Source organism: Variovorax sp. AC103 (genome assembly GCF_979254005.1).
In genome coordinates this window covers 76,896-100,323 of sequence record NZ_CEEDFC010000027.1, presented here as the reverse complement: position 1 = coordinate 100,323, position 23,428 = coordinate 76,896, and the positions used below count along the sequence as shown (strand labels likewise).

Sequence of the window (23,428 nt, the reverse complement as noted above, 5' to 3'; positions counted from 1 at the left end):
CCCGGCGAACCGGACGACCGCGCGATTCTAGAAGTCCGGCGCAGGGCCCGGTTGTCGCCCGCGCGCCAGACCTTCAGGCGCACGGGGATTTTCTTCAGAAGCGATACGTGGCGGCCCCGGTCACGTTACGGCGCTGTCCGTAGAAGCAGTCGCCGCGCGTGAGGCAGGTGGTGATCTGCACCTTGTCCGTCAGGTTGCCGACGTTCAGCGACAGGCGCAGCGGGCCGTTGTCCCAGGCGAGCATCGCGTCGAACAGCGTGACCGACGGCGTGCGCAGGGCGTCCGTGCCGTCCCACGATTCGCCCAGGTAGCGCACGCCGCCGCCCAGCGAAAAGCCGGGCACACCGCCGATCGAGAAGCGACGCATCACCCAGGCCGAGGCCGCATGCTTCGGCACGCCCGACAGGCGCTTGCCCAGGTCGGCCCCGTTGCTGCGCGAGACGCGCGCGTCGGTGTAGGCGTACGAGGCGATCCAGTCCCAGTCGCGCGCGATGCTGCCCTTGTACTCCAGCTCCAGGCCCTTCACGTGCACCTCGCCGAGCTGCACGCTGTTGAGCGGGTTGGTCGGATCGGTGGTCTTGCGGTTGGTGTCGCGCAGGTCGTACACCGCGGCCATGAACGAGGTGCGCTGGCCTTCGGGCTCCCACTTGATGCCGGCCTCCCACTGCTTGCCGCGCTGCGGCTTGAAGGGCGTGTTGTTCAGGTCGACGCCGCCCAGCGGCAGGAACGACTCCGCATAGCTCAGGTACGGCGCCCAGCCGCCGTCGGCCAGGTAGACCAGGCCCGCGCGCTTGGTCGTGGCCTTGTCGTCGACCGCGGCCGCGGGGCGGCCTTCGGTGTCGGTGTCGGCCTTGTCGTGGCGCAGGCCCAGCAAGCCGATCCATCTGCCGTACTTCACCTGGTCCTGTGCGTAGATACCCACCTGCTTCTGCACCACGGCGGGCTGGCGCGTGAGGACGGCGGGCGGCGTGTAGTTGCCGTACACCGGCGCATACACGTCGAGCGCGCCCGCGCGGCCACGGCCGGTGAGCTGCGAGGTCTGGTTGCGCTGGAAGTCCGCGCCGACCAGCAGCGTGTGCTCGGCCGCACCGGTCTTGAAATGCGCTTCGGCCTGGTTGTCGACCAGCAGCATCTTGCCGCCGCTGATGGTGGAGCTCAGGTCGCGCTCGATGGTGCGCTGGTCGATGTTGAACACCGGCCGCGCGGGCCGGCCCGTGAGGCGGTTGGCCGTGAAGCTGGTGTACGAGGTGTCGTACCAGACCTTGCTTTCGGTCGAGCGCAGGTTCTGCCGCACCGTCCAGGTGTCGTCGATGCGGTGGCTGAACAGGTAGCCCAGCGAGGTGTTGCGCGAGTCGTAGCGGTCGAAGCCCGGCTCGCCGGTGAAGGTCGAGGTGGGAATCTGCCCGTAGAGCGATGGCTGCAGCGTGCCCTGCCAGGGAAAGAAGCCGATCAGCGAGCCGCTCTTGTCCTTCTGGTACGACGCCTGCAGCGTGAGCGAGGTGTCGGTGCTCGGTCGCCAGGTGAGCGACGGCGCCACCAGGATGCGGTCGTCCGACACGTGGTCGACCTGCGTGCCGCTGTCGCGGTTCACGGCCACCAGGCGGTAGAGCCACTTGCCTTCGGTATCGAGCGGGCCGGTGAAGTCGGCTGCCACCTGCTTGCGGTCGTGGTTGCCCAGCTGCACCTGCACTTCGCGCTGTGCCTCCGCTTGCGGCCGCTTCGACACCAGGTTGAGCACGCCGCCGATGCCCCCTTGCCCGTAGAGCACCGACGAGGGGCCGCGCAGCAGTTCGACGCGCTCGAGCAGGTACGGATCGACCTTGGTCGAGTTGTAGGTGCCGTAGGTGCGCTGCAGGCCGTCGAGGTATTGCACCGCATCGCCGCCGCGCACCTTGAACGAATCGACCCGGCTGTCGAAGTAGCTCGACACCACGCCGGCCGTGTAGTTGGTGGTTTCGCGCAGCGTGAGCGCCCCCTGGGCCTCCATCTGGTCGCGCGTGATGACCGAGATGGCTTGCGGCGTCTCGATCAGCGGCGTGTCGGTCTTGGTGGCGGTGCCGCCGCGCCTGGCGACGAAGCCGGTCACCGGGCCGGTCGCGGTCTCGCCCGAATCGCCCGAGACGGTGACGGTGGGCAACGCCCTGCGGGGCTCGTTGGCTTCGTCCTTGTCCTCGGCGTAGGCGGGCACGGCCGCGCTCAGCGCCACGGCGGTGGCGGCGAGCGTGGCGCGGCGGCCGTGCGACATGCGTGAAAGGGGTGAAAGGGGTGAAAGGCGCCAATTCGGGCGACGGATCCTGGATGTCATGTGCAGCTTCTCCTGTGTCCTGCGTGAAGGGGGAGTGGCTGCGGCGCGCGTCGGGGCGTGCCATGGCTTCTCGGGTTCGGTTCGGTCCGTGCGAGCGCACCCGGCCGCGCGCCGGATGCCGGCGGCCGATGGTGTTTGTGTGTCTGTGCGTCGTCGGGGCAGCCGTTGCGGCTGCGGTCTTCGTTCCTTCGAAGACGGCTGGCGCGCCCGTGGCGGGCGGCTGGCTGAGCGGCGGAATTATAGAAGCGCTTCAGCGTCCCGAAAGGAACTGCGTCATGCGCTGCAGCTCGTCGTCCAGCGCCGCGCGAAAGGCCGCGTCGCGCGGCTTCTTGTCGACGTAGCCGAAGTCGGGCTGCACCTGCCCGCCGGGCGCCGTGACGTTGGCCCAGCCGATCACGCGGTCGTGCCACAGCAGCGGCAGCGCGTAGTAGCCGAACTGGCGCTTCGGCGCGGGCGTGTAGGCCTCGAACTTGTACGTCCAGCCCCACAGCAGCTCGAAGCGACGGCGGTCCCACACCACCGGATCGAAGGGCGCGAGCAGGCGCACCGCGTCGTCGGGGGCATGGCGGCGCGAGGCCGGGTTCTCGCCGGCGGGCCAGTACCAGGTGGTGCCGTCGATGCGGCAGCTGGCGAGTTCGTCCCGCGCGATGCGCAGGGCCGCCTGTGTCTGCGCCGACAGGTGCGGCGCGCCGTAGCCGAGCAGGCGCACGAGGTAGGTGAGGCTTGCGGCCGGCAGCGGCGCGTACTTGCGCACCACCAGTGCAATGAGCGCGGCGGCACGCAGCGCGCGGCCGGCGGGGCTGTCGTCGGCGGGCAGGTGCGCGACGGCCGCGTACACGCGCGTGCCGCTGTCGCGCCGCACCACGCGCAGCATGCCGCGGTAGTGCATGCCGTCGAGCAGGTGGGTGGTCGCGTTGCTCGAGCCGCCCCAGTAGTTCTTGACCCGGCCGTGCGCGAAATGCTGCTCGACCTGGCGCGGGTGCACGGGGCCGTGTTCCTGCACGTAGGCCAGCACGTCGGCGGCCTTGCGGCGGGTGCCGGCGTCCCAGGCCTGCCTGGCTTCGCGCGGATGCATCAGCGCCAGATGTTCGCGCGGCAGGAAGCCGTAGTTGACGAGACAGTCTTCCTCGACGGCAAGGCGCGCGTAGCGGCTTTCCAGGTCGCCCGCGCGGTAGTCCTTCACGCGGTGGCGCAAGGTCAGGTCTTGCGCACGCGCGGGGGCGCGGATGGGATCGGCCTGGACAAAGCCGAGCTGGCGGATCGCTGCGGGCAGCGTGGTGGGTTTGAAGAGGGTCCGCGCCACGGCGTAGCGGCGCAGGTCGTCGAGGGTCGGGTCAGCCATGGGGCGGATTGCAGCATATGCGGCTGCTTTGCGCTTCGTGCTCGGTGGAGAGCTCGTTCAGGGCGGCGCGACCCGCATCAGGTGCTAGACAGCCACCGTGTGCCGCTCGATGCAAACGTCGAGCGTTTCGCCGCCAGGCCGCTGCCACCAGTCGAGGTTGGAAAAAATCTCGACCTCGCTGAAGCCGGAGAAGCCTGCGTCCTCGACCCACCCGCGGATCTTCTTCAGCTCGACCACGCCGTCGCCCATCATCCCGCGGTCACTCAGCAGGTCGCGCGTGGGCGTGAGCCAGTCGCACACGTGGTAGGCCAGCAGGCGCTCCCGGCCCGCGCGGGCAATCTGCTGCCGCAGCTTCGGGTCCCACCACACGTGGTAGACGTCCAGCGCCACGCCCAGCATGCCGCTCTTGCCCGCATCGAGTTCGTCGCACAGGTCGAGCGCGTGTTCCAGCGTGTTGATGCACGCGCGGTCTGCCGCCTGCATCGGGTGCAGGGGCTCGATGGCCAGCGGCATCCCGACCTCGCGGGCGTACTCGAGGGACGCGGCAATGCCGTCGCGCACCTCGTTGCGCGCACGGCCGATGTCCGTGTATGCGGCCTTGCCCTCCAGCGCGCCGGGCAGCGCGCCCACCACCAGCACGAGGCAGGGCGCATCGAGTGTCTTGGCCTCGTCGATGGCGCGGCGGTTGTCGTCGAGCGCGGCCTTCAGGCCCGCCGCATCGGGCGCCGGAAAGAAGCCGCCGCGGCAGTAGCCCGACAGGCCGATGCCGTGCGCCTTCAGTTGCTTCGCCACCTTGTCGAGCCCGACGGCCGCCACCTGGTCGCGCCACGGGCTGATCGCACGGATGCCGCGCTCGGCGCACTGGTCGATGATGCGGTCCAGCGGCACCTCGGCGCCCAGTTGCTTGCGCACCGTGGCGGTGTTGATCGACAGCCAGTCGTGGTCTTTCGAAAAATCGCGCATGGGGCGGCTTCAACCTTCCACGCCGTGCAGGGCCAGCAGCGTCTTCATGCGCCGCACCGAAAGTTCGGGCTGCTCCAGCAGGTTGGCCGCGTCGGCCAGGCGGAACAACTCCGCGAAGTGCTGCAGCGAACGCGTGCTCTGCTGGCCGCCCACCATCGTGAAGTGCTTCTGGTGGCCGTTGAGCCAGGCCATGAACACCACGCCGGTCTTGTAGAAGCGCGTGGGCGCGGCAAAAATGTGGCGCGACAGCGGCACCGTCGGGCCGAGGATGGCGTGGAACTTCTCGGTGTCGCCCTGGGACAGCGCGCCCAGTGCGGCGCTGGCTGCGGGCGCGATGGCGTCGAAGATGCCCAGCAGCGCATCGCTCTTGCCGTGCGTCGGTTCGCTTCCGAAGCCGTCCCCCGCGATGAGCTCGGCATAGTTGAAATCGTCGCCCGTGTACATGCGAACACCACGGCCATCGGCCCCTCCGGTAGCGGGCAGGCGCCGGCGCATCGCAATTTCCTTGTCCTTGTCGAGCAGCGAGATCTTGATGCCGTCGACCTTGTCGGGGTGCGCCGCGATGATGCCCAGCGCCGTGTCCATGGCCGCATCGACGTCCTTGGTGCCCCAGTAGCCTGCCAGCGCCGGGTCGAACATGTCGCCCAGCCAGTGCAGCACCACCGGCTGCTTGGCCTGGCCCAGGATGCGGTCGTACACCCGCTCGTAGTCCGCCGGGCTCTTCGCCACGCGGGCCAGCGCGCGGCTGGCCATCACGATCAGCTTGCCGCCGAGCTTCTCGATCGCGGCCATCTGTTCTTCGTAGCCGCGGATCACATCGTCGACGCTCTTCACGCCGTCGATGTCCAGGTGGTCGGTGCCGCAGCCCGAGGCGACGAGCGCGCCGGGTACGTCGCTGGCCGCATCGAGCGAGCGGCGGATCAGTTCGAGCGACGTGGGCCAGTCCAGGCCCATGCCGCGCTGCGCGGTGTCCATGGCCTCGGCAACGCCCATGCCCAGCGAGAACAGGTGGCGGCGGTAGGCGATGGTGGTGTCCCAGTCGATCGCGCATTGCAGCCACGGGTCGATGGCCGCGAGCGGATCGGCCACGACGTGCGCGGCCGAGTAGGCGATGCGGTCGAACTTCACGCCCGCAGCAGGCTTCACCGGCACGGTGCCGCGCAGGGTGTAAGGCGCCAGCGTGCCGCCGGCGGTGGGGAGGATGAGCGAAAGCGCCATGGCCACCTCAGACCTTCAGCGGGGACACGTCGACCCAGCGGCGGTCCTTCCACGATTCGAGCGCGGCCTCCACCAGCTGCACGCCCTTGGCGCCTTCGGGCAGCGTCCACTTGTAGGGCGCGTTCTCGACCACGTGGCGAATGAAGTGCTCCCACTGGATCTTGAAGCCGTTGTCGTAGACCTGCGAGTCCGGAATTTCCTGCCACTGGTCGAAGAAGTTCATGGTCTGCTTCTCGTCGGGGTTCCACACCGGGCGCGGCGTGGCCACGCGCGACTGGGCGCGGCAGCTCGACAGGCCGGCCACGGCCGAGCCGTCGGTGCCGTCCACGTGGAAGGTGACCAGGTCGTCGCGGCGCACGCGCGTGACCCAGCTCATGTTGATCTGCGCGATGACGGGCTCGCCGTTGTGGCCGGTGAGCTCGCAGGTGGCGTAGGCCGCGTCGTCGGCGGTGGCCTGGTAGGGCTCGCCGGCTTCGTCCCAGCGCTTGGGGATGTGGGTGGCGCCTATGCACGACACCGACTTCACCTCGCCGAACAGGTTGTCCAGCACGTAGCGCCAGTGGCACATCATGTCCAGGATCATGCCGCCGCCGTCTTCCTTGCGGTAGTTCCAGCTCGGGCGCTGGATGGGCTGCAGGTCGCCCTCGAACACCCAGTAGCCGAACTCCAGGCGCACGCTGAGCATGCGGCCGAAGAAGCCCGCGCGGCGCAGCATGTCGAGCTTGCGCAGGCCGGGCAGGAAGAGCTTGTCCTGCACCGCGCCGTGCTTCAGGCCCGAGCCTTCGGCCAGGCGCGCGATTTCGACGGCTTCGTTCAGGTTGGTGGCGATCGGCTTCTCGCAGTACACATGCTTGCCCGCGCGGATGGCCTTGGCGAGCAGCGTGGGGCGCATCTGCGTGGTGCCGGCGTCGAAGAAGATGGTGTCGTCCTTGTTCTCCAGGGCCTTGTCGAGGTCGGTGCCCCAGCGCGCGATGTTGTGCGCCTTGGCGAGCGCCTCCATCTTCTCGGCGTTGCGGCCGATGAGGATGGGGTCGGGCATGACCCTGTCGCCGTTCGACAGCGTGACGCCGCCTTGGGCGCGAATGGCGCAGATCGAGCGGATCAGGTGCTGGTTCATGCCCATGCGGCCGGTGACGCCGTGCATGATGATTCCTAGACGTTGGGTGGCCATCGTTTGCTTCCTTGAGATGCGAGAGAGATTGGAGATCGAAGCGGGGGGGCTTCAGTAAACGGAACGCATCGCGTCCCACGAGATGCCGGCGCCGGGTTGGCCGGTGGCGAAACCGGGCGCGGTGGCGAGCGAGGACAGGTCGATTTGTCCGTCGCGGATGGCGAGGCGCACCGCGCCGTCGCTTTGCTCGTAAAGGCCGGGGTGCAGCTTCAACAGGGCCTGCTGTTCGGCCTCTGGCGCGGCTGCCAGGCCGTTGACGTAGTGGTGCCCGTTGCGCTCCACGTGCGACAGGCCCAGCCATGCCACCAGCGCCAGGTCTTGCTGCACGCCGAGGCCGGCCTGCATGGTGAGGTCTTCACCGGAAAGGAAGTAACGCGGCTTGTCTTCGGCCGCATTCCAGTGGGCGCAGCGCGCCGCATTGACCACCGACTTGTAGAAGCCCTTGCAGCTCTTGCTCGATACGCCGGTGTAGCCGAGCGCACGGGCCTGCACGAAGGCGTCGAGCGTCGCGTCGGATTCGTCGATGAGCAGCGGAATGCGCTTGCCCAGCGCGGACACGTCGCGCTGCAGCGCGGCGTCGCGCCGGATCGGCTGCTCGACGAACACCGTCTTCTGCGCGAGCTTCCACAGCACGGGCGTGGACAGCATGCGGTCGAGAAAGGTGGCGAAGTCGTCGGCGTCCGCGTACTGCTCGTTGCCGTCCAGCGTGACCAGTTGCGCGTGGCCGTCGATGACGCGGGCGATGCGCTGCAGGCGGTCGATGTCCTGCGCGGTGTTGCCGCACAGCTTGATCTTGAAGTGCGTGAGGCCGTAGCGGCGCATGGCCGCGGCCAGCGTGGCGGGCAGCCCGTCGATCGGCGCATCGGGCGCGGCGTCTTCGTCGTCGATGGCATCGGCCAGGCCCACGGTGTGGCGCGCCGCGATGCGCATGCGCGGCGACTTGCCGGCCAGGAACCCGTGCATGTCGAACCCCGCGAGGTCGTCGACCAGGCCGCTGCCGGCGATGTCGATGCCGCCGAGGTTGCCGTTCATTGCCGTGGCAAAGCTCGCGCCGGTGTGCAGGCACAGCGCGTCGAACAGGGCGCGGTCGATCAGCGCCGGGCCGTAGCTGGCCACCAGCGGCTGCAGGCCCTTGGCCTTGGCACGGTCCTGCAGCGCGGCGTAGTTCGATGCGAAGTGCGTCCACGCGGTCTGCGCTTCGGGCTCGGCCGTGTAGGCCTCGCGCGCGTCGCGCAAGGCAAAGCGCAGTTGCTCGAAGTTCTGCTCGTGGGTGAGCGCGGGGTTCTTGTCGAACCACTTGGGCACCATCATCTCGGCGGCGCAGCCCTCGGCGGTGCGGCCGTCCGCCAGGCGGATGCGGGCCTTCACGTAGACCTGCGGGCAGGCCGTGACGGTGGCCGCGCCGAAGCGGAAAGGCAGCCGCAGCGCCACGTGGCGCTCGGCAAAGCGGACTTCCTCGACGTGAAAGCGGATCGCATCCATGGCTGTCGCCTTCAGTGGTCCAGGATGCCCTGGGAGAAGAAATGCGCGCGCACCAGCTTCGTGTACGCGCCGAATTCCGGCGAGGCCATCATGTCCAGCGTGCGGGCGCGCGGCAGGTCGATGTCGTACACGGCGGCAATGGCGCCGGGCCGCTCGCTCATCACGATCACGCGGTCCGACAGGAAGATGGCCTCCGGAATGCTGTGGGTGATGAGCATCACCGTCTTCCTCGAGGCCAGCCAGATGCGCTGCAGCTCCAGGTTCATCTTCTCGCGCGTCATCGCGTCGAGCGCGCCGAAGGGCTCGTCCATGAGCAGCACCGAGGGGTCGTGCAGCAGCGCGCGGCAGATCGACGCGCGTTGCTGCATGCCGCCCGACAGCTGCCAGGGGTACTTGCCCTCGAAGCCCTTCAGGCCGGCCATCTCCATCAGCTCGCGTGCACGCGCCTGCGACGCGGCCTTGGGCAGGTGGCGCATCTCGGCCTGCAGCAGGATGTTGTCTTCCACGCTGCGCCAGGGCAGCAGCACCGCGCTCTGGAACACGATGCCCACGTCCTTCTGCGGGCCGACGATCGGCTTGCCCGCCAGCGTGAGGCTGCCGCCGCTGATGGGCAGCAGGCCCGCCACCATCTTCAGCAGCGTGCTCTTGCCGCAGCCCGAGGGGCCGACGACCGAGACGAATTCGCCTTGCCCGATGGCGAAGTCGAGCGGCTTGAGCGACTCGACCGGGCCGTCCTTGCTCTGGTAGATCTTCGAGACGCCGCGCGCTTCGATCAGGACATTGGTAGACATTGAGCTTAAAGAGAGAGCGGAAGCTAGCGAGTTGAAAACGGGGCGTTCGGCTTTTTCGTGAGACACCGCGGAACCGGCTTTGCCGGGCCGCTGGTGTCGCCCCCGGAAGGGGGAGGGAGAAGCGACACGAAGTGCGCGCAGCCTGGGGTGAACCTATTGCGGCAGGAAATCGAGCGTCACGTAGTCTTCCGGCTTGCCGCGCGTCGATGCGTCCATGCCGCCGTATTGCACCAGCAGGTCGAGCGAGTCGCTCACGTTCTTCATGGCCACGCGAAACGGGCGCTGGTTGGCCGTTTCCTTGGTGTGGTACAGCGCCACGCTCTGCTTCATGCCCACGATCAGCGTGTCGCGCACGCCGGCCTTCGGGTTGGCCTTGAGCATGGCGTCCACCGCCGCTTCGGGGTTCTTCTCGGCGGCCTCGGCCGCCTTGGTGGAGGCGCGCATGAAGCGCTTCACCAGGTCGGGGTTCTCGGTCAGCAGGTTCTTGTTGGTGATGATCCCGGAGCTGATCTGGTTCACGCCCGAGTCGGCGAAGCGGATGGGCGTCACGGGCTTGCCGGTGGCGTCCTGCAGCTTGATGGCCTGGTCCATCACATAGCCCAGCAGCAGGTCGGCCTGGCCGTTGGTCACCGCATTGAGCTTGGTCTGGCCGTCGCCCGAGACGATCTTCACCTGGTCGGCCGTGATGTTGTTGACCTTGAGGAAGAGCGGCCACATCTGCGACATCGAGTCGCCCGGCGTCACGGCCACGGTCTTGCCGATGATGTCCTTGGGTGTCTTGATGTTCTTCTCGGTGAAGCCCATGACCGACATCGGGCTCACCTGGAACAGCACGCCGGTCGACTTCAGCGGCGCACCCTTGGCGGCGGCCTTGATCATGGTCGTGACGTCGATGTAGCCGAAGGTGGCCGACTTGGCGGCCACCGCCTGCGCGGTGACGGCGGAGCCGCGGCCCTCCTGGATGTCGAGGTCGATGCCTTCCTCGGCGTAGAAGCCCTTTTCCTTGCCCAGGAAGAAGGGCGCGTGCTCGCTGTACAGGTACCAGTTGAGCATCAGCGTGACCTTGTCCTTGGGCTTGTCGGCCTGGGCGTGGGCCGGTGCGATGGAAAGGGCGGCGAAGGTGGCGAAGGCGGCGGCGCCGAGCAGCGAGGGAAGCAGTTTCTTCATGGTCTTGTCTCCGGGAGGTTGTTGGTATGCAGAAGGAACCAGGAACTCAGTGCGCGTGGCGCTGCGAGGCGTGCCACGGAATCATCACGCGCTCGACCAGGTCGACCGCGACGAAAAGAATGACGCCGATGCTCGACAGCACCACCAGCGCGGCGAACATCAGGGGCAGGTCGAAGTTGCCGTTGGCCACCTGCAGCACATAGCCGATGCCCGAGTTCGAGCCGACGAATTCGCCCACCACCGCACCCACCACGGCCAGCGTGACCGACACCTTCAGGCCGCTGAAGATCTGGGGCAGGGCCTGCGGCAGGCTGATCTTGAAGAAGGTCTGAAGCCGGCTCGCGCCCATGGAGCGCGAGAGATCGATCATGTCGGGCTCGACCGACTTGAAGCCCATCACCGTGGACACCACCACCGGGAAGAAGCCCAGCAGGAAGGCGCTGATCACCTTCGGGAAGATGCCGAAGCCGAACCACACCACGAACAGCGGCGCGATCGCCACCTTCGGGATGCTCTGCGAGAACACCAGCAGCGGGTACACATACGACTCGACCACGCGAGAGTAGGCGATGACCATCGCCATCGGAATGCCGATCAGGATGGTCAGGCCGAAGCCGCCCAGCGTGGCCAGCGTGGTCTTCCAGCTTTCGGACAGCAGGCGCGGCCATTCGGCCACGAGCTGCTTCACCACCTCCCACGGCGGGGGAACCAGGTAGGCCGGAATCTTGAAGAGTCGGATCGCCAGGTCCCACAGCACCAGCAGCAGCAAGATGAGGATGAACGGGCGCAGGGCCGGGGAGAGCAGGAGCTTGCGGAGCATGGCGGGGCGACGCTTTCTTGCGTGCTTACTGCTGCACGGACAGGCCGGCGGCCTTCACGAGTTCGGCGTTGCTGGCGATCTCGTCCTTGATGTAGGCGTCGAACTGCGCGGGCTTGAGCGTCCAGGCGTCGGCGCCGAGCTTCAGGAAGCGTTCCTTCACCTCGGGCGTGGCCAGCGCCTTGGCCACCTCTGCGTTCAGTCGTTCGACGATGTCGCGTGGCGTCTTGGCCGGCGCCATCATGCCGATCCAGAAGTTGAACTCCGAGCCCGGCACGCCGGCCTCGGTGGTGGTGGGCACGTCGGGCAGGGCGGCCGCGCGCTTGGGCGAGCCGACGGCCAGTGCCAGCAGCTGGCCTTCCTTGATCTGGCCGATGACCGGCGCGATGGGGGAGAAGTAGTAGTCGACCCGGCCAGAGAGCACTTCGGTCACGGCCTCTCCCGACCCCTTGAAGGGGATGTTGGTCGCGTCGATCTTGGCGGCCATCTTGAACTTCTCGGCGTTCAGGTGCGTGGCGCTGCCCTGGCCGGCGGAGGCGAAGTTCATGCTGCCGGGCTTGGCGCGTGCGGCGGCCAGCAACTGCGGCAGCGTCTTGATGTTCTTCGAGGGCGAGATGACCAGCGCGTTGGGCAGCGACGAGATGGGCGTGACGCCGGCGAAGTCGTGCACCGTGTCGAAGGGCAGCTTGGCGAAGGTCGACGGGCTCACCGTGTGCGAGGACGAATGGATCATGACCGTGTAGCCGTCCGCAGCGGCCGTGGCCACCGCCGCCTGCCCGATGGTGCCGCTGGCGCCGCCGCGGTTGTCGACGACCAGCGTCTGGCCCATGCTGAGGCTCATCTTGTCGGTGATGGCGCGGGCAATGATGTCGGTGGTGCTGCCGGCCGCGAAGGGAACGATCACGCGGATCGGCTTGGTGGGGTAGCCGTTCTGCGCGGCGGCCAGGCCCGGCAGCAAGGCCGCGATGCAGGTCAGGGAGGCAATGACGGCGGTGCGTGCAGTGCTTGCAAGAAGAGGCTTCAAGGTTGTCTCCGCGCGGTGGGTCCGCATTCTTTGATCGTTCAATTCACCAATGAGTGAATTAACGATTTTAAGAACGGCTGCGCCGCAGCGTCAACGGCCGCTGCCTAGTGAATACCCGGAGAGTGCGAAGGCGCCGCGAGGGCGCGCGTTCAGTGCGATGTCAGCGCAGGACGTAGCCCAGCACGAGGTCGGTCATGTGCGAGAGGCGCTGCGCCATCGCCTTGGGCGCGCGCAGGTCGCGCCCGAAGATGGCCGACAGCGTGTGGTTGTTCGACAGGTAGAAGTAGCACAGCGACGCGATGGAGATGTACAGCTGCACCGGGTCGACGCCCGCGCGGAACAGGTCGTCCTTCTTGCCGCGCTCCAGCACGGTGTCGAGCAGCTGCACCAGCGGCGAGTTCATTTCCTGGATGCGCTCGGAGCGCTTCAGGTGCGCCGCGCAGTGCAGGTTCTCGCTGTTGAGCAGCGTGATGAACTCGGGGTGCTCCAGGTAGTAGTGCCAGGTGAAGGACACCAGCTGGCGGATCGCCTCGACCGGTTCGATCTCGTCGAGGTGCAGGCGCTGCTCGGCCTCGCGGATGTCGGCATAGGTGCGCTCCAGCACCGCCAGGAACAGGTCGTCCTTGCTGCCGAAGTAGTAGTAGATGAGCCGCTTGTTGAGGCCCGCGCGCTCGGCGATGCTGTCCATGCGCGCGCCTGCGAGGCCGCGCGCGGAGAACTCGTCGCGCGCCGACGCGAGGATGGCGAGCTGCGAACGGTCGGCATCGCGCGAACGGGGTTCGAGAAGTTCGGGAGCGTCGGACGCGGAGTCCTTGGGGGCCTTCATGGCGCGAATTTAACCAATTGGTGAATTAACGCAAGGCATCTGGAGGGGGCGCACATAATTGCCGAAGACATTTGCAGCTGAGGTTTCACTTCTCATGAGTACATCACAACCCGCAGGCCACCTGATCGTGGAGTGCCTGGTCGAGCAGGGCATGGAGATCGCGTTCGGCGTGCCCGGCGAAAGCTTCCTGGCGGTGCTCGACGGCTTTCATGCGTACCGCGACCGTGCGCGCTTCATCGTCAACCGGCAGGAGGGCGGCGCGGCCTTCATGGCCGAGGCGCACGGCAAGCTCACGGGGCGGCCGGGCGTGTGCTTCGTGACCCGCGGTCCGGGTGCGACCAATGCGTCGATCGGCGTGCACAACGCCTTCCAGGACTCGACGCCGATGGTGCTGTTCGTGGGCGACGTCGGCAGCGACTTCCGCGACCGCGAAGCGTTCCAGGAGGTCGACTACGGCAGCTTCTTCGGGCCGAGCACCAAGGGCTTCGCCAAGCGGGTCGAGCGCATCGACGACGCCAACCGCATTCCCGAATACATCGCACGCGCCTTCGCCACGGCGATGAACGGACGGCCCGGACCGGTGGTGGTGGTGCTGCCGGAAGACATGCTGCGCAGCGAGACCGCGGCGCGGCCGTTGAAGCGCGTGGACGCCGTCGAACCCTGGAGCGACCCCGGTGCGCTGCGCACGCTGCGCGAGCTGCTGCTGAAGTCCCGGCGCCCGCTGGTGATTGCCGGCGGCGGCGGCTGGACCGCGCAGGCCGCGCAGGCGCTGCAGCGCTTTGCCGAGAACTGGCGCCTGCCGGTGACCAACGCCTTCCGCTTTCAGGACACGTTCGACAACCACCATCCGCTGTATGCGGGCGACGTCGGCATCGCCATCAACCCCAGGCTCGCGCAGCGCGTGAAGGACGCCGACCTGATCCTGGCGATCGGCCCGCGCCTGGGCGAGATGACGACCGGCGGCTACACGCTGCTCGAGGCGCCCAAGGCGAAGCAGACGCTGGTGCACATCCACGCGAGCGCGGAAGAACTCAACCGCGTGTACCAGGCCGACCTGGCGATCAACGCCGGCATGAGCGCGGCCGCGCGCAGCCTGGAGGTGCTGAGCGCGCCGCCGACGCTGCCGTGGGAAGAGTGGACGCTGCAGGCGCATGCCGACTACGAAGCCAACCTGGTGCCGCAGGCGCTCGCCGGCATGCCTGCCGACACGCCGCGCGGGCCGGTCGACATGGCGCAGGTCGTTGCGCTGCTGCACAAGCACCTGCCGGCGGATGCGGCCATCACCAACGGCGCGGGCAACTTCGCGAGCTGGGTGCACCGCTACTTCCGCTACCACGGGCTCGCCAAGGGCGCCAAGACGCAGCTGGCGCCGACCAGCGGTGCCATGGGCTACGGCGTGCCGGCCGGCATCGCGGCCAACCTGGCGACGGGGCGCGTGGCCTTCACGATCGCGGGCGACGGCGATTTCCTGATGACGGGGCAGGAGCTGGCCACGGCGTCGCAGCACGGCGGCAAGAGCATCATCGTGCTGCTGAACAACGGCATGTTCGGCACCATCCGCATGCACCAGGAGCGCGAGTACCCGGAACGCACGAGCGGCACGGCGCTGCGCAACCCCGATTTCTGCGGACTTGCACGCGCCTATGGCTATGCAGCCGAGCGGGTGACGGCCACCGGGCAGTTCGAAGCCGCGCTGTTGCGCGCACTGGCGGCGGACACGGGCACGCTGATCGAGATTCCGCTCGACCCCGAGGTGATCACCACGCGCGGCACGCTGGCGTCGATCACGCGCTCGGCGAAGCAGCAGGCCTCGCGCTGAGTTCGGCGCGATGCCGGGCTACTTCGGCGCGCAGGGCGCCCGAGCGCATTTCGAACACGTCGAACAGGCCCAGGGCGTCGAGGGTGGGAACCAGCGACAGCAGGTCGCGCCGCGCGGTGTGTTTCTGCTCGGCAGACGCATGCGCGTCTTCGAGGACGCGCACGTTCGCGAGGAAGGCGCCGACCGATCCCTTGCGCAATGTGTGGCCGTTGATGACGGTGAAGTCCTGGCCGTCGGGCAGTACATCCTGGGCTTGCATGTGTGTTCCTTTGAAGGGGTGGTGAAGATGAACACGATGCTAGGCAGCACGGCGCGTTCAGGCTTGCGGCGCGGGGCCAATCGATACCGCCGGCGGGCCAGCCATGGCTGCTGAGGCCTCGGCGAAGCTCTGGCTCGACGCGTACGAGGCACCGCGCGTCACCGGGTATCACGCCCATGAGACCGGTCAGCTGTTCGCGCTGCGCGAGGGCCTGCAGGTCATCGAGACACCGTCGGGGCGATGGGTGCAGCCGCCGGGGTGGATCGGCTGGATCGCGCCGCGCTGCGCCCATGCGGCGCGCAGCTTCGGCGCGACGGCGGGCTGGAGCCTGCACATCGACGCGTCGATGGCGGCCGTGTTGCCGGACGGGCCGCATGTGTTCGCGGTCACGCCGCTGGCGCAGGGGCTGGTGGACCGGCTGACATCGCTGGATGCATCCGATCCCCTCCAGGAGCCACGCCGTGCGCGATTGGTGGGTGTGCTGATCGACGAGCTTGTGGCGGGCGCGAGGCCGTCGCTGCACCTGCCGATGCCGCAGGACAGGCGCCTGGTCGCGATGGCCGCCGCGCTGGCCGCCGATCCGGCGCTGGCGGATGGCATCGACGAATGGGCCGATCGCATCGGCATGGCGCGCCGAACGCTCACGCGCCGCTTCGCGGCAGAGACGGGACTGAGCTTCGCGCAATGGCGCCAGCAGGCGCGTTTGCTGAAGGCGGCGGAACTGCTGAGCGTGAAAGAGCCCGTGACGACGGTGGCATTGACGGTGGGCTACAGCTCGGTGAGCGCCTTCATCGAGGCCTTCCGCAGGCACTTCGGCTGCACGCCGGCGCGCTTCTTCGAGGAGGGGGTGGCCTTGCCCCAGGCGAAAAAAAAGCCGGCATGAAGCCGGCTTCCTGATTCGGGAGCGCGAGGCCCCCGGGTGCTTACTTGACGTGCTTGCCGATCAGCGCGGCCAGTTCGAACATCGACACTTGGGCCTTGCCGAAGATTTCCTTCAGCTTGGCGTCGGCGTTGATGTTGCGCTTGTTGGCCTTGTCTTGAAGGTTGTTCTTCTTGATGTAGTCCCACAGCTTGCTCACGACAGCGGTGCGCGGCAGCGGCGTCGAGCCGACCACGGCGGCGAGTGCCGGGCTGGGGGTCAGGGCCTTCATGAACGCGGCGTTGGGCGTGCGCTTCTTGGCGGGAGCAGCCTTCTTTGCGGGTGCGGCCTTCTTTGCAGGAGCAGCAGCCTTCTTCGCGGGAGCGGCGGCCTTCTTCGCAGGAGCAGCAGCCTTCTTTGCCGGAGCAGCAGCCTTCTTCGCAGGAGCCGCGGCCTTCTTTGCCGGAGCAGCAGCCTTCTTCGCGGGAGCCGCAGCTTTCTTTGCCGGAGCTTTCTTTGCAGTTGCCATGGTTGATTTCCTTTTTTGGTTGAACGTTCACCAATGAAAAACTTGCGTCTCCAGTGGCATTGCGGATGCTAAAGGAGAAAAAACGCGTTTCCAAGGGGAAAAGCGCTTTTTTCATTGGGGGCTGTTGTTTTTTCAGAGGGGAGAAGCGTCCTTTTTCACGTTCGCCGGGCCGGCCATGTTGCGAGCACCACGCCCACGATGGCGATCACGAACGCAATCAGCTGTGGCGAAGACAGGTTTTCGCCCAGCACGAGCACGCCCACGAGGGCTGCGCTCACCGGCAGCAGCACGGCGAAGACACCCGCTTGTGCGGCTGGTACGTTGCGAAGTCCGGTCATCCAGAGCCATACGGTCCAGATGCTCGCGGCCAGCGCATAGGCCACGAGCAGGGCCCAGGTGCCGAAGCGCACGGCGGTGAAGTCGAACTGCAGCGCGAACCAGATGCCGAAGGGCATCGAGAGCATGAAGCCCCACAGGTTGATGAGCGATGCGATGCGTTTGGGTCCGAGGCGTCCCGTGAGCGACTTGCCGATCACCGCGTAGGCCGTCTCGCACAGCACCGCGCAGAACACCAGCAGGTTGCCGAGCCACGGCATCGACGAATGCATGGCGGCGGTCGAGGCCGGTGCGTGGGCGGAAGATGCCGTGGAGAGCGCGAGCAGGCCGATGCCCAGCGCCGCGCAAGCGATGGCCCCGCCGATGCGCATGGTGATGCGCTCGCGCAGGAGCAGCCAGCTCGCAACGGCCACGCAGGCGGGGATCGACGCCATGATCACGCCGGCCGACACCGCGCTCGTCAGGCTCACGCCGAACAGCATGCAGATCGAGAACAGGAAGTTGCCGAGGAACGATTCGAGGAACACCAGCCAGCGCGTGCGCGATGTCATGGGCGGCTCGTCGGGCGCGCGCTTGAGCCAATGCGGCATGGCGAGCGCCGCAATGCCGAAGCGCAGCCATGCGAGCAGCAGCACGGGGAAGGCGGCAACCAGGGGTTTGGAAAGGGCGACGTAGCCGCCCACGAGCGACATGCTCAAGGCCAGGCAGCCGTAGGCCACGAGGCGGCCTGATGCGGGGGCGGTGGAGTTCAATAGACTGGGATCTTGTTGTTGCGGAAAGCGGTTTCGATGATGCCCCACGTTTTTGTCTACGGCACGCTGCGCAGCGGCGGGCGCAACGATATTGCGCGCTACCGACCGTTGCCTGTGCGAGTGGGCGAGGCCTGCATCGACGGCACGCTGTACGACCTGGGCGCCTATCCGGGCATCGTGCTCGGTGGTGTGGGGCGTGTCGTGGGCGAGGTCTATGCGGTCGACCCGGCGGTCGAGGCTGCGCTCGATGTGCTCGAGGAAGTGGCCGATGACGATTCGGGCGAGTACATCAAGCGGCGCGTGCGCGTCGAAGTGAGTGGGCAGTGGGTCGATTGCCTGGTGTACGAGATTCACCCGTCGCGCATTGCAGGCCGCCATGTGATCCAGAGCGGGGACTGGATCGCGCATGCCGCGCTGAGCGGTGGCTCGTTTTCACCCACGAAAGGTTGATTGCGCATTGCGAAATGCGAGAGTGTTGCGCCGCAATATTTTTTCTCAATATGAGAAAAATAATTTTGCATTGAGAAATACTCTTGTAAGTTGTTGATTTCATTGGTTGAAAAATATGTCTTCTATAAGACATAAGAGTCCGCGGGCGGATTAAAGTAATCCCACGGCCGCAGCGCCAGACCTTCAACCAACCTCACGGAGTGACCATGCCCCAGACCCTCACAGAACAACTCAGCCGCGAACAACAAATCGCCGCCCTCGAAAAAGAGTGGGCCACCGACCCGCGCTGGAAGGGCGTCAAGCGCGGCTACAGCGCGGCCGACGTGGTGCGTCTGCGCGGCTCGTTTCCCATCGAGCACACGCTGGCCAAGCGCGGCGCTGAAAAGCTCTGGGACAAGATCAACGGCGGTGCCAAGAAGGGCTACGTGAACGCGTTCGGCGCCATCTCCGCCGGCCAGGCCATGCAGCAGGCCAAGGCCGGCCTGGAAGCGGTGTACCTGTCGGGCTGGCAGGTCGCCGCCGACGGCAACACCTCCGAGACGATGTACCCCGACCAGTCGCTGTACGCCTACGACTCGGTGCCCACGATGGTCCGCCGCATCAACAACACCTTCCGCCGTGCCGATGAAATCCAGTGGGGCCGTGGCATCAACCCGGGCGACAAGGAGTTCATCGACTACTTCCTGCCGGTCGTGGCCGACGCCGAAGCCGGCTTCGGCGGCGTGCTGAACGCCTTCGAACTGATGAAGAACATGATCGCGTCGGGCGCTGCCGGCGTGCACTTCGAAGACCAGTTGGCTGCCGTCAAGAAGTGCGGCCACATGGGTGGCAAGGTGCTGGTTCCCACGCAGGAAGCCTGCGAGAAGCTGATCTCCGCGCGCTTCGCCGCCGACGTGATGGGCGTGCCGACCATCGTGCTGGCCCGCACCGACGCCGAAGCCGCCAACCTGATCACGTCCGACCACGATGCCAACGACAAGCCGTTCCTGACCGGCGAGCGCACGCAGGAAGGCTTCTACCGCGTCAAGAATGGCCTGGAACAAGCCATCAGCCGCGGCGTCGCCTACGCACCGTACGCCGACCTAGTGTGGTGCGAAACCGGCGTGCCGGACATCGGCTTCGCCCGTGAATTCGCACAAGCCGTGCACGCGGCCTGCCCCGGCAAGCTGCTGTCGTACAACTGCTCGCCTTCCTTCAACTGGAAGAAGAACCTCGACGACAAGCAGATCGCCTCGTTCCAGGAAGACCTGTCGGCGCTGGGCTACAAGTACCAGTTCATCACGCTGGCCGGTATCCACATCAACTGGTTCAACACCTTCCAGTTCGCCCATGCATACGCCAACGGCGAAGGCATGAAGCACTACGTGAACATGGTGCAGGAGCCCGAGTTCGCCGCACGCGACAAGGGCTACACCTTCGTGTCGCACCAGCAGGAAGTGGGCGCGGGCTACTTCGACGACGTGACCACCGTGATCCAGGGCGGCTCGTCCAGCGTGAAGGCGCTGACGGGTTCGACCGAGGAAGAGCAGTTCCACTGATCCTCGCGGATCGGTTCACGCGCGGCGGCTTGCCGTCGCTTTCAAGCCCGGCTCATCGCCGGGCTTTTGCTTTGGCCCCTTCCTCGTTGGGGCGCGTGGCTCCAGGAGTGCCGTACCCACGGCCCGGGCGGGCAGCGGCTAGAATCACCGGCTCTGCACTCAACAAGAGCGAGAAAGGCACCTTGGTTATGACACCGCGAACTACCCCGCAAGAAATCAGCGGCTTTTTCTTCACCGAAGGAAAAGGCCGGTAGCCCCGCGCGTGCTGGCTTCTGCCAGCTCTACAGCCAAGCAAAGCGCGGTCTTCCACCGCGCTTTTTTGTTTTTCTCCCCGAGGTTTTCACATGATCCAGATCACGCTCCCCGACAACTCGCGCCGCGAGTTCCCAGGCCCTGTTTCGGTGGCCGAAGTGGCCCAGTCCATCGGCCCCGGCCTCGCCAAGATGACGGTGGCCGGCAAGGTCGACGGCAGGCTCGTCGATGCCAGCGACGTCATCGACCACGACGCGAAGCTCCAGATCATCACGCCCAAGGACGACGAGGGCCTGGAGATCATCCGCCACTCGACGGCCCACCTGGTTGGCCATGCGGTGAAGCAGCTCTACCCGACGGCGAAGATGGTGATCGGCCCGGTGATCGACGAAGGCTTCTACTACGACATCTCGTACGAGCGCCCCTTCACGCCCGAGGACATGGAAGCCATCGAAGCGCGCATGCGGGAGCTGATTGCGCAGGACTACGACGTGGTCAAGAAGATGACGCCGCGCGCCGAGGTGATCGAGGTGTTCAAGTCGCGCGGCGAGGACTACAAGCTGCGCCTCGTCGAGGACATGCCCGACGAGCAGGCCATGGGCCTGTACTACCACCAGGAATACGTAGACATGTGCCGCGGGCCGCACGTGCCGAACACGCGCTTCCTGAAGGTCTTCAAGCTCACGAAGCTGGCCGGTGCCTACTGGCGCGGCGACGCGAAGAACGAGCAACTGCAGCGCATCTACGGCACGGCCTGGGCCGACAAGAAGCAGCTCGACCAGTACATCCAGCGCATCGAGGAGGCCGAGAAGCGCGATCACCGCAAGCTCGGCAAGGAGCTCGACCTGTTCCACATCGACGAAGTGGCGCCGGGCGTGGTGTTCTGGCACCCGAAGGGGTGGGCGGTGTGGCAGCAGGTCGAGCAGTACATGCGCGGCATCTACCGCGACACGGGCTATTGGGAAGTGAAGGGCCCGCAGATTCTCGACAAGAGCTTGTGGGAGAAAACGGGCCACTGGCAGAACTACCGCGACAACATGTTCACGACGGAGTCGGAAAAGCGCGAGTACGCGCTCAAGCCGATGAACTGCCCGGGCCACGTGCTGATCTTCAAGAGCGACCTGCGCAGCTACCGCGACCTGCCCCTGCGCTACGGCGAGTTCGGCCAGTGCCACCGCAACGAGCCCAGCGGCGCGCTGCACGGCATCATGCGCGTGCGCGGCTTCACGCAGGACGATGGGCACATCTTCTGCACGGAAGACCAGATCCTGGACGAGTGCATTGCCTACACGGAGCAGTTGCAGAAGGTTTACGCCGACTTCGGCTTCACGGACATCCTCTACAAGGTCGCGACGCGTCCCGAGAACCGCGTGGGCTCCGACGAGCTGTGGGACAAGGCCGAGCATGCGGTGATGGAGTCGCTGCGCCGTTCGGGCGTCGACTTCGTCATCTCGCCGGGGGATGGCGCCTTCTACGGCCCGAAGATCGAATACACGCTGCGTGACGCCATCGGTCGCCAGTGGCAGTGCGGCACGATGCAGGTCGACTTCAACACGGCGGAGCGCCTGGGCGGCGAGTACGTGACGGAGTCGAGCGGCCGCGCGCACCCCGTGATGCTGCACCGCGCGATCGTCGGCAGCCTGGAGCGGTTCATCGGCATGCTGATCGAACACCACTCCGGCGCAATGCCGGCATGGCTCGCTCCGGTGCAGGTGGCGGTGCTCAATATCAGTGAAGGACAGGCCGATTACGCTCGGGACGTGGCGAAAGCGCTGCAAAATCAAGGGCTTAGGGTTCAGCTTGACCTGCACAACGAAAAGATTACGTATAAAATACGGAAGCATTCGTTGCAAAAGCTCCCTTACATCCTCGTCTTAGGCGACAAGGAAAAGGAAGCAGGTGCCGTCGCAGTGCGCGCCCGGGGCAATCAAGACCTCGGTGCAATGTCCCTCGAATCGTTCGTGCAACGGCTCGTCCAGGATGTTGCTGACAAGCGTTGATTTGTCCGGGAAACACCTCATATGTTTCCCCTGCAGGTCGTATCGCTTGTTCGCGAGGACTGACCGGCGTTCGCTACAGATTTTGTAGCAAATTTTGAAGGATTCTGACCATCGCTACTGCATTTCGCGACCGCCGCCACCGCGAGGAACGCCAACACCGCCTTAACCGGGAAATCATGGCCCCGGAAGTCCGCCTAGTCGGCCCGGAAAACGAGCCCATGGGTGTCATGAGTCTCTCGGAGGCCTTGCGCCTTGCCGGCGAGGCTGACGTGGATCTGGTGGAGGTCGTTGCGGCGGCCAACCCGCCGGTTTGCCGCCTGATCGAGTACGGAAAGTTCAAGTACCACGAGCAGAAGAAGGCAGCCGAGGCGAAGTCGAAGCAAAAGGTCATCGAGGTCAAGGAAATCAAGTTCCGCCCCGGTACCGACGACGGCGACTACAACATCAAGATGCGCAACATCAAGCGCTTTCTCGATGAGGGCGACAAATGCAAGATCACGCTGCGCTTCCGTGGCCGCGAGATCACGCACCAGGAGCTCGGTTTGGCACTGCTGCAGCGCATTCGCGACGAACTGGGCGACCTGATCATGGTCGAGCAGTTCCCGAAGCTCGAAGGCCGCCAGATGATCATGATGATCGCGCCGGGCCGCAAGAAGGCCGGAGGCGCCGCACCGAAGCCGGCAGCAGATGCTGCGCCGGCAGCGGCGTCTCCCGCAACGGCCTGAACGGGCGGGGTCGCAGTAGCGAGGTTTTGAAGGGATTTCGCCGTTGCCGGCACTTCGAAAGAAGCGCAGGCAGCGGCGAGATAAAGAAGTGTCTCGGGGCCAACAAGTCCGTGGAGTATCCGCGGCGCCTCACGAGCACAAACTAAAGGAGCATTCACATGCCCAAAATGAAGACCAAGAGCAGCGCGAAAAAACGTTTCCGCGTTCGTCCCGGTGGCACCGTCAAGCGCGGTCAAGCCTTCAAGCGTCACATCTTGACGAAGAAGACCACCAAGAACAAGCGTCACCTCCGTGGTGCAGTCGCAGTGCATGAAACCAACATGGTTTCTGTCGCCGCCATGCTGCCCGGCCGTGGCATTTAACTCAGACGAACAAGGAGTACACACATGCCTCGCGTCAAACGTGGTGTAACGGCTCGCGCCCGCCACAAGAAAGTTCTCGCACTCGCCAAGGGTTTCCGCGGTCGCCGCGGCAATGTTTTCCGCGTCGCCAAACAGGCGGTGATGAAGGCAGGCCAATACGCCTACCGTGACCGCCGTACCAAGAAGCGCGTGTTCCGTCAGTTGTGGATTGCGCGTATCAACGCCGCCTCGCGTGAACTGGGCCTGACCTACAGCCAGTTCGCCAACGGCATCCGCAAGGCCGGTATCGAGATCGACCGCAAGATGCTTGCGGACATCGCCGTGCACGACAAGGCCGCTTTTGCCGGCATCGTGGAGCAGGTCAAGGCCAAGCTGGCTGCTTGATTCTGCACAGCAGGAGTGCCGCCTTCGGGCGGCTTCCTGCGCCCACGGCTCAAGGGC

At 66.3% G+C, this 23,428-nt stretch carries 22 protein-coding genes; 8 read left to right on the top strand and 14 right to left on the bottom strand.

Annotation, left to right across the window (positions count from 1 at the left end; all coding sequences use genetic code 11):
• Window positions 1-94: 94 nt before the first annotated feature.
• The 11 genes from AC0IYU_RS30295 to AC0IYU_RS30245 all read right to left on the bottom strand — a co-directional run bounded on the left by AC0IYU_RS30295 (window position 95) and on the right by AC0IYU_RS30245 (window position 13,106).
• Window positions 95-2,245, bottom strand: a complete 2,151-nt coding sequence (locus AC0IYU_RS30295; RefSeq protein ID WP_472124899.1) for a TonB-dependent siderophore receptor — start codon at window positions 2,243-2,245, stop codon at window positions 95-97.
• 310 nt (window positions 2,246-2,555) lie between these two features.
• Entirely contained in the window at window positions 2,556-3,647 is a 1,092-nt protein-coding gene (locus tag AC0IYU_RS30290) for a DNA glycosylase AlkZ-like family protein (RefSeq protein WP_472124897.1), read from the bottom strand.
• Window positions 3,648-3,731: 84 nt separating this feature from the next.
• Entirely contained in the window at window positions 3,732-4,610 is an 879-nt protein-coding gene (locus AC0IYU_RS30285; protein ID WP_472124895.1) for a sugar phosphate isomerase/epimerase family protein, read from the bottom strand.
• Between the two features lie 9 nt (window positions 4,611-4,619).
• Window positions 4,620-5,828: a dihydrodipicolinate synthase family protein gene (locus AC0IYU_RS30280; protein ID WP_472124892.1), complete on the bottom strand. Its 1,209-nt coding sequence runs from the start codon at window positions 5,826-5,828 to the stop codon at window positions 4,620-4,622.
• Window positions 5,829-5,835: 7 nt separating this feature from the next.
• Window positions 5,836-6,999 (bottom strand): Gfo/Idh/MocA family protein, encoded by a 1,164-nt coding sequence (locus tag AC0IYU_RS30275; protein ID WP_472124890.1) that lies wholly within the window; start codon window positions 6,997-6,999, stop codon window positions 5,836-5,838.
• Between the two features lie 51 nt (window positions 7,000-7,050).
• Complete coding sequence (locus tag AC0IYU_RS30270) at window positions 7,051-8,481, bottom strand: enolase C-terminal domain-like protein (RefSeq protein ID WP_472124887.1); 1,431 nt, start codon at window positions 8,479-8,481, stop codon at window positions 7,051-7,053.
• Between the two features lie 11 nt (window positions 8,482-8,492).
• On the bottom strand, window positions 8,493-9,272 hold the full coding sequence (locus AC0IYU_RS30265; RefSeq protein WP_472124881.1) for an ABC transporter ATP-binding protein: 780 nt from the start codon (window positions 9,270-9,272) through the stop codon (window positions 8,493-8,495).
• Window positions 9,273-9,425: 153 nt separating this feature from the next.
• On the bottom strand, window positions 9,426-10,439 hold the full coding sequence (locus tag AC0IYU_RS30260) for an ABC transporter substrate-binding protein (RefSeq protein ID WP_472124878.1): 1,014 nt from the start codon (window positions 10,437-10,439) through the stop codon (window positions 9,426-9,428).
• A gap of 46 nt (window positions 10,440-10,485) precedes the next feature.
• Entirely contained in the window at window positions 10,486-11,259 is a 774-nt protein-coding gene (locus AC0IYU_RS30255; protein ID WP_435436664.1) for an ABC transporter permease, read from the bottom strand.
• A gap of 25 nt (window positions 11,260-11,284) precedes the next feature.
• On the bottom strand, window positions 11,285-12,280 hold the full coding sequence (locus tag AC0IYU_RS30250; RefSeq protein WP_472124875.1) for a tripartite tricarboxylate transporter substrate binding protein: 996 nt from the start codon (window positions 12,278-12,280) through the stop codon (window positions 11,285-11,287).
• Window positions 12,281-12,440: 160 nt separating this feature from the next.
• Window positions 12,441-13,106, bottom strand: a complete 666-nt coding sequence (locus AC0IYU_RS30245) for a TetR/AcrR family transcriptional regulator (RefSeq protein WP_472124872.1) — start codon at window positions 13,104-13,106, stop codon at window positions 12,441-12,443.
• 94 nt (window positions 13,107-13,200) lie between these two features.
• Here AC0IYU_RS30245 and AC0IYU_RS30240 point away from each other — a divergent pair, with 94 nt between their 5' ends.
• Window positions 13,201-14,925, top strand: a complete 1,725-nt coding sequence (locus AC0IYU_RS30240) for a thiamine pyrophosphate-binding protein (protein ID WP_472124870.1) — start codon at window positions 13,201-13,203, stop codon at window positions 14,923-14,925.
• On the opposite strand, the gene AC0IYU_RS30235 is transcribed toward AC0IYU_RS30240, so the two are convergent.
• Window positions 14,891-15,184, bottom strand: a complete 294-nt coding sequence (locus AC0IYU_RS30235) for a hypothetical protein (protein ID WP_472124867.1) — start codon at window positions 15,182-15,184, stop codon at window positions 14,891-14,893. The two genes, AC0IYU_RS30240 and AC0IYU_RS30235, sit on opposite strands and share 35 nt — an antisense overlap.
• Before the next feature lie 103 nt (window positions 15,185-15,287).
• Here AC0IYU_RS30235 and AC0IYU_RS30230 point away from each other — a divergent pair, with 103 nt between their 5' ends.
• Window positions 15,288-16,067, top strand: coding sequence for a helix-turn-helix domain-containing protein (locus tag AC0IYU_RS30230; protein ID WP_472124864.1), 780 nt, complete (start codon window positions 15,288-15,290; stop codon window positions 16,065-16,067).
• Between the two features lie 40 nt (window positions 16,068-16,107).
• On the opposite strand, the gene AC0IYU_RS30225 is transcribed toward AC0IYU_RS30230, so the two are convergent.
• A complete protein-coding gene (locus tag AC0IYU_RS30225) occupies window positions 16,108-16,572 on the bottom strand; it encodes an SWIB/MDM2 domain-containing protein (RefSeq protein WP_093128656.1) in 465 nt (154 codons plus the stop codon).
• Between the two features lie 155 nt (window positions 16,573-16,727).
• Window positions 16,728-17,660: a DMT family transporter gene (locus AC0IYU_RS30220; protein ID WP_472124862.1), complete on the bottom strand. Its 933-nt coding sequence runs from the start codon at window positions 17,658-17,660 to the stop codon at window positions 16,728-16,730.
• A gap of 36 nt (window positions 17,661-17,696) precedes the next feature.
• Here AC0IYU_RS30220 and AC0IYU_RS30215 point away from each other — a divergent pair, with 36 nt between their 5' ends.
• From AC0IYU_RS30215 to rplT, 6 genes are all read left to right on the top strand, one after another.
• Window positions 17,697-18,110, top strand: a complete 414-nt coding sequence (locus AC0IYU_RS30215) for a gamma-glutamylcyclotransferase family protein (RefSeq protein ID WP_472124859.1) — start codon at window positions 17,697-17,699, stop codon at window positions 18,108-18,110.
• Window positions 18,111-18,316: 206 nt separating this feature from the next.
• The gene (gene aceA, locus AC0IYU_RS30210; protein WP_472124856.1) at window positions 18,317-19,648 is read left to right on the top strand and encodes an isocitrate lyase; all 1,332 of its coding nucleotides are present in this window, start codon (window positions 18,317-18,319) and stop codon (window positions 19,646-19,648) included.
• A 344-nt stretch (window positions 19,649-19,992) separates the two neighbouring features.
• A complete protein-coding gene (gene thrS, locus AC0IYU_RS30205) occupies window positions 19,993-21,900 on the top strand; it encodes a threonine--tRNA ligase (protein ID WP_472124853.1) in 1,908 nt (635 codons plus the stop codon).
• Between the two features lie 101 nt (window positions 21,901-22,001).
• Window positions 22,002-22,625 carry a translation initiation factor IF-3 gene (infC, locus tag AC0IYU_RS30200; RefSeq protein ID WP_435436705.1) on the top strand — a complete coding sequence of 208 codons (624 nt, stop codon included), beginning with the start codon at window positions 22,002-22,004 and terminating at the stop codon, window positions 22,623-22,625.
• 158 nt (window positions 22,626-22,783) lie between these two features.
• A complete protein-coding gene (gene rpmI, locus AC0IYU_RS30195) occupies window positions 22,784-22,987 on the top strand; it encodes a 50S ribosomal protein L35 (RefSeq protein WP_007832497.1) in 204 nt (67 codons plus the stop codon).
• A gap of 24 nt (window positions 22,988-23,011) precedes the next feature.
• Window positions 23,012-23,371 (top strand): 50S ribosomal protein L20, encoded by a 360-nt coding sequence (gene rplT, locus AC0IYU_RS30190; protein WP_007832499.1) that lies wholly within the window; start codon window positions 23,012-23,014, stop codon window positions 23,369-23,371.
• Window positions 23,372-23,428: the final 57 nt, after the last annotated feature.

Coding starts and splice junctions, on each gene's coding strand:
- AC0IYU_RS30280 (WP_472124892.1), bottom strand. CDS start 5,828: ATGGCGCTTTCGCTCATCCTCCCCACCGCCGGCGGCACGCTGGCGCCT.
- rplT (WP_007832499.1), top strand. CDS start 23,012: ATGCCTCGCGTCAAACGTGGTGTAACGGCTCGCGCCCGCCACAAGAAA.
- AC0IYU_RS30240 (WP_472124870.1), top strand. CDS start 13,201: ATGAGTACATCACAACCCGCAGGCCACCTGATCGTGGAGTGCCTGGTC.
- AC0IYU_RS30265 (WP_472124881.1), bottom strand. CDS start 9,272: ATGTCTACCAATGTCCTGATCGAAGCGCGCGGCGTCTCGAAGATCTAC.
- AC0IYU_RS30245 (WP_472124872.1), bottom strand. CDS start 13,106: ATGAAGGCCCCCAAGGACTCCGCGTCCGACGCTCCCGAACTTCTCGAA.
- AC0IYU_RS30235 (WP_472124867.1), bottom strand. CDS start 15,184: ATGCAAGCCCAGGATGTACTGCCCGACGGCCAGGACTTCACCGTCATC.
- AC0IYU_RS30295 (WP_472124899.1), bottom strand. CDS start 2,245: ATGTCGCACGGCCGCCGCGCCACGCTCGCCGCCACCGCCGTGGCGCTG.
- AC0IYU_RS30290 (WP_472124897.1), bottom strand. CDS start 3,647: ATGGCTGACCCGACCCTCGACGACCTGCGCCGCTACGCCGTGGCGCGG.
- rpmI (WP_007832497.1), top strand. CDS start 22,784: ATGCCCAAAATGAAGACCAAGAGCAGCGCGAAAAAACGTTTCCGCGTT.
- AC0IYU_RS30270 (WP_472124887.1), bottom strand. CDS start 8,481: ATGGATGCGATCCGCTTTCACGTCGAGGAAGTCCGCTTTGCCGAGCGC.
- AC0IYU_RS30260 (WP_472124878.1), bottom strand. CDS start 10,439: ATGAAGAAACTGCTTCCCTCGCTGCTCGGCGCCGCCGCCTTCGCCACC.
- AC0IYU_RS30255 (WP_435436664.1), bottom strand. CDS start 11,259: ATGCTCCGCAAGCTCCTGCTCTCCCCGGCCCTGCGCCCGTTCATCCTC.
- thrS (WP_472124853.1), top strand. CDS start 19,993: ATGATCCAGATCACGCTCCCCGACAACTCGCGCCGCGAGTTCCCAGGC.
- AC0IYU_RS30230 (WP_472124864.1), top strand. CDS start 15,288: ATGGCTGCTGAGGCCTCGGCGAAGCTCTGGCTCGACGCGTACGAGGCA.
- aceA (WP_472124856.1), top strand. CDS start 18,317: ATGCCCCAGACCCTCACAGAACAACTCAGCCGCGAACAACAAATCGCC.
- AC0IYU_RS30215 (WP_472124859.1), top strand. CDS start 17,697: ATGATGCCCCACGTTTTTGTCTACGGCACGCTGCGCAGCGGCGGGCGC.
- AC0IYU_RS30275 (WP_472124890.1), bottom strand. CDS start 6,999: ATGGCCACCCAACGTCTAGGAATCATCATGCACGGCGTCACCGGCCGC.
- AC0IYU_RS30285 (WP_472124895.1), bottom strand. CDS start 4,610: ATGCGCGATTTTTCGAAAGACCACGACTGGCTGTCGATCAACACCGCC.
- AC0IYU_RS30225 (WP_093128656.1), bottom strand. CDS start 16,572: ATGGCAACTGCAAAGAAAGCTCCGGCAAAGAAAGCTGCGGCTCCCGCG.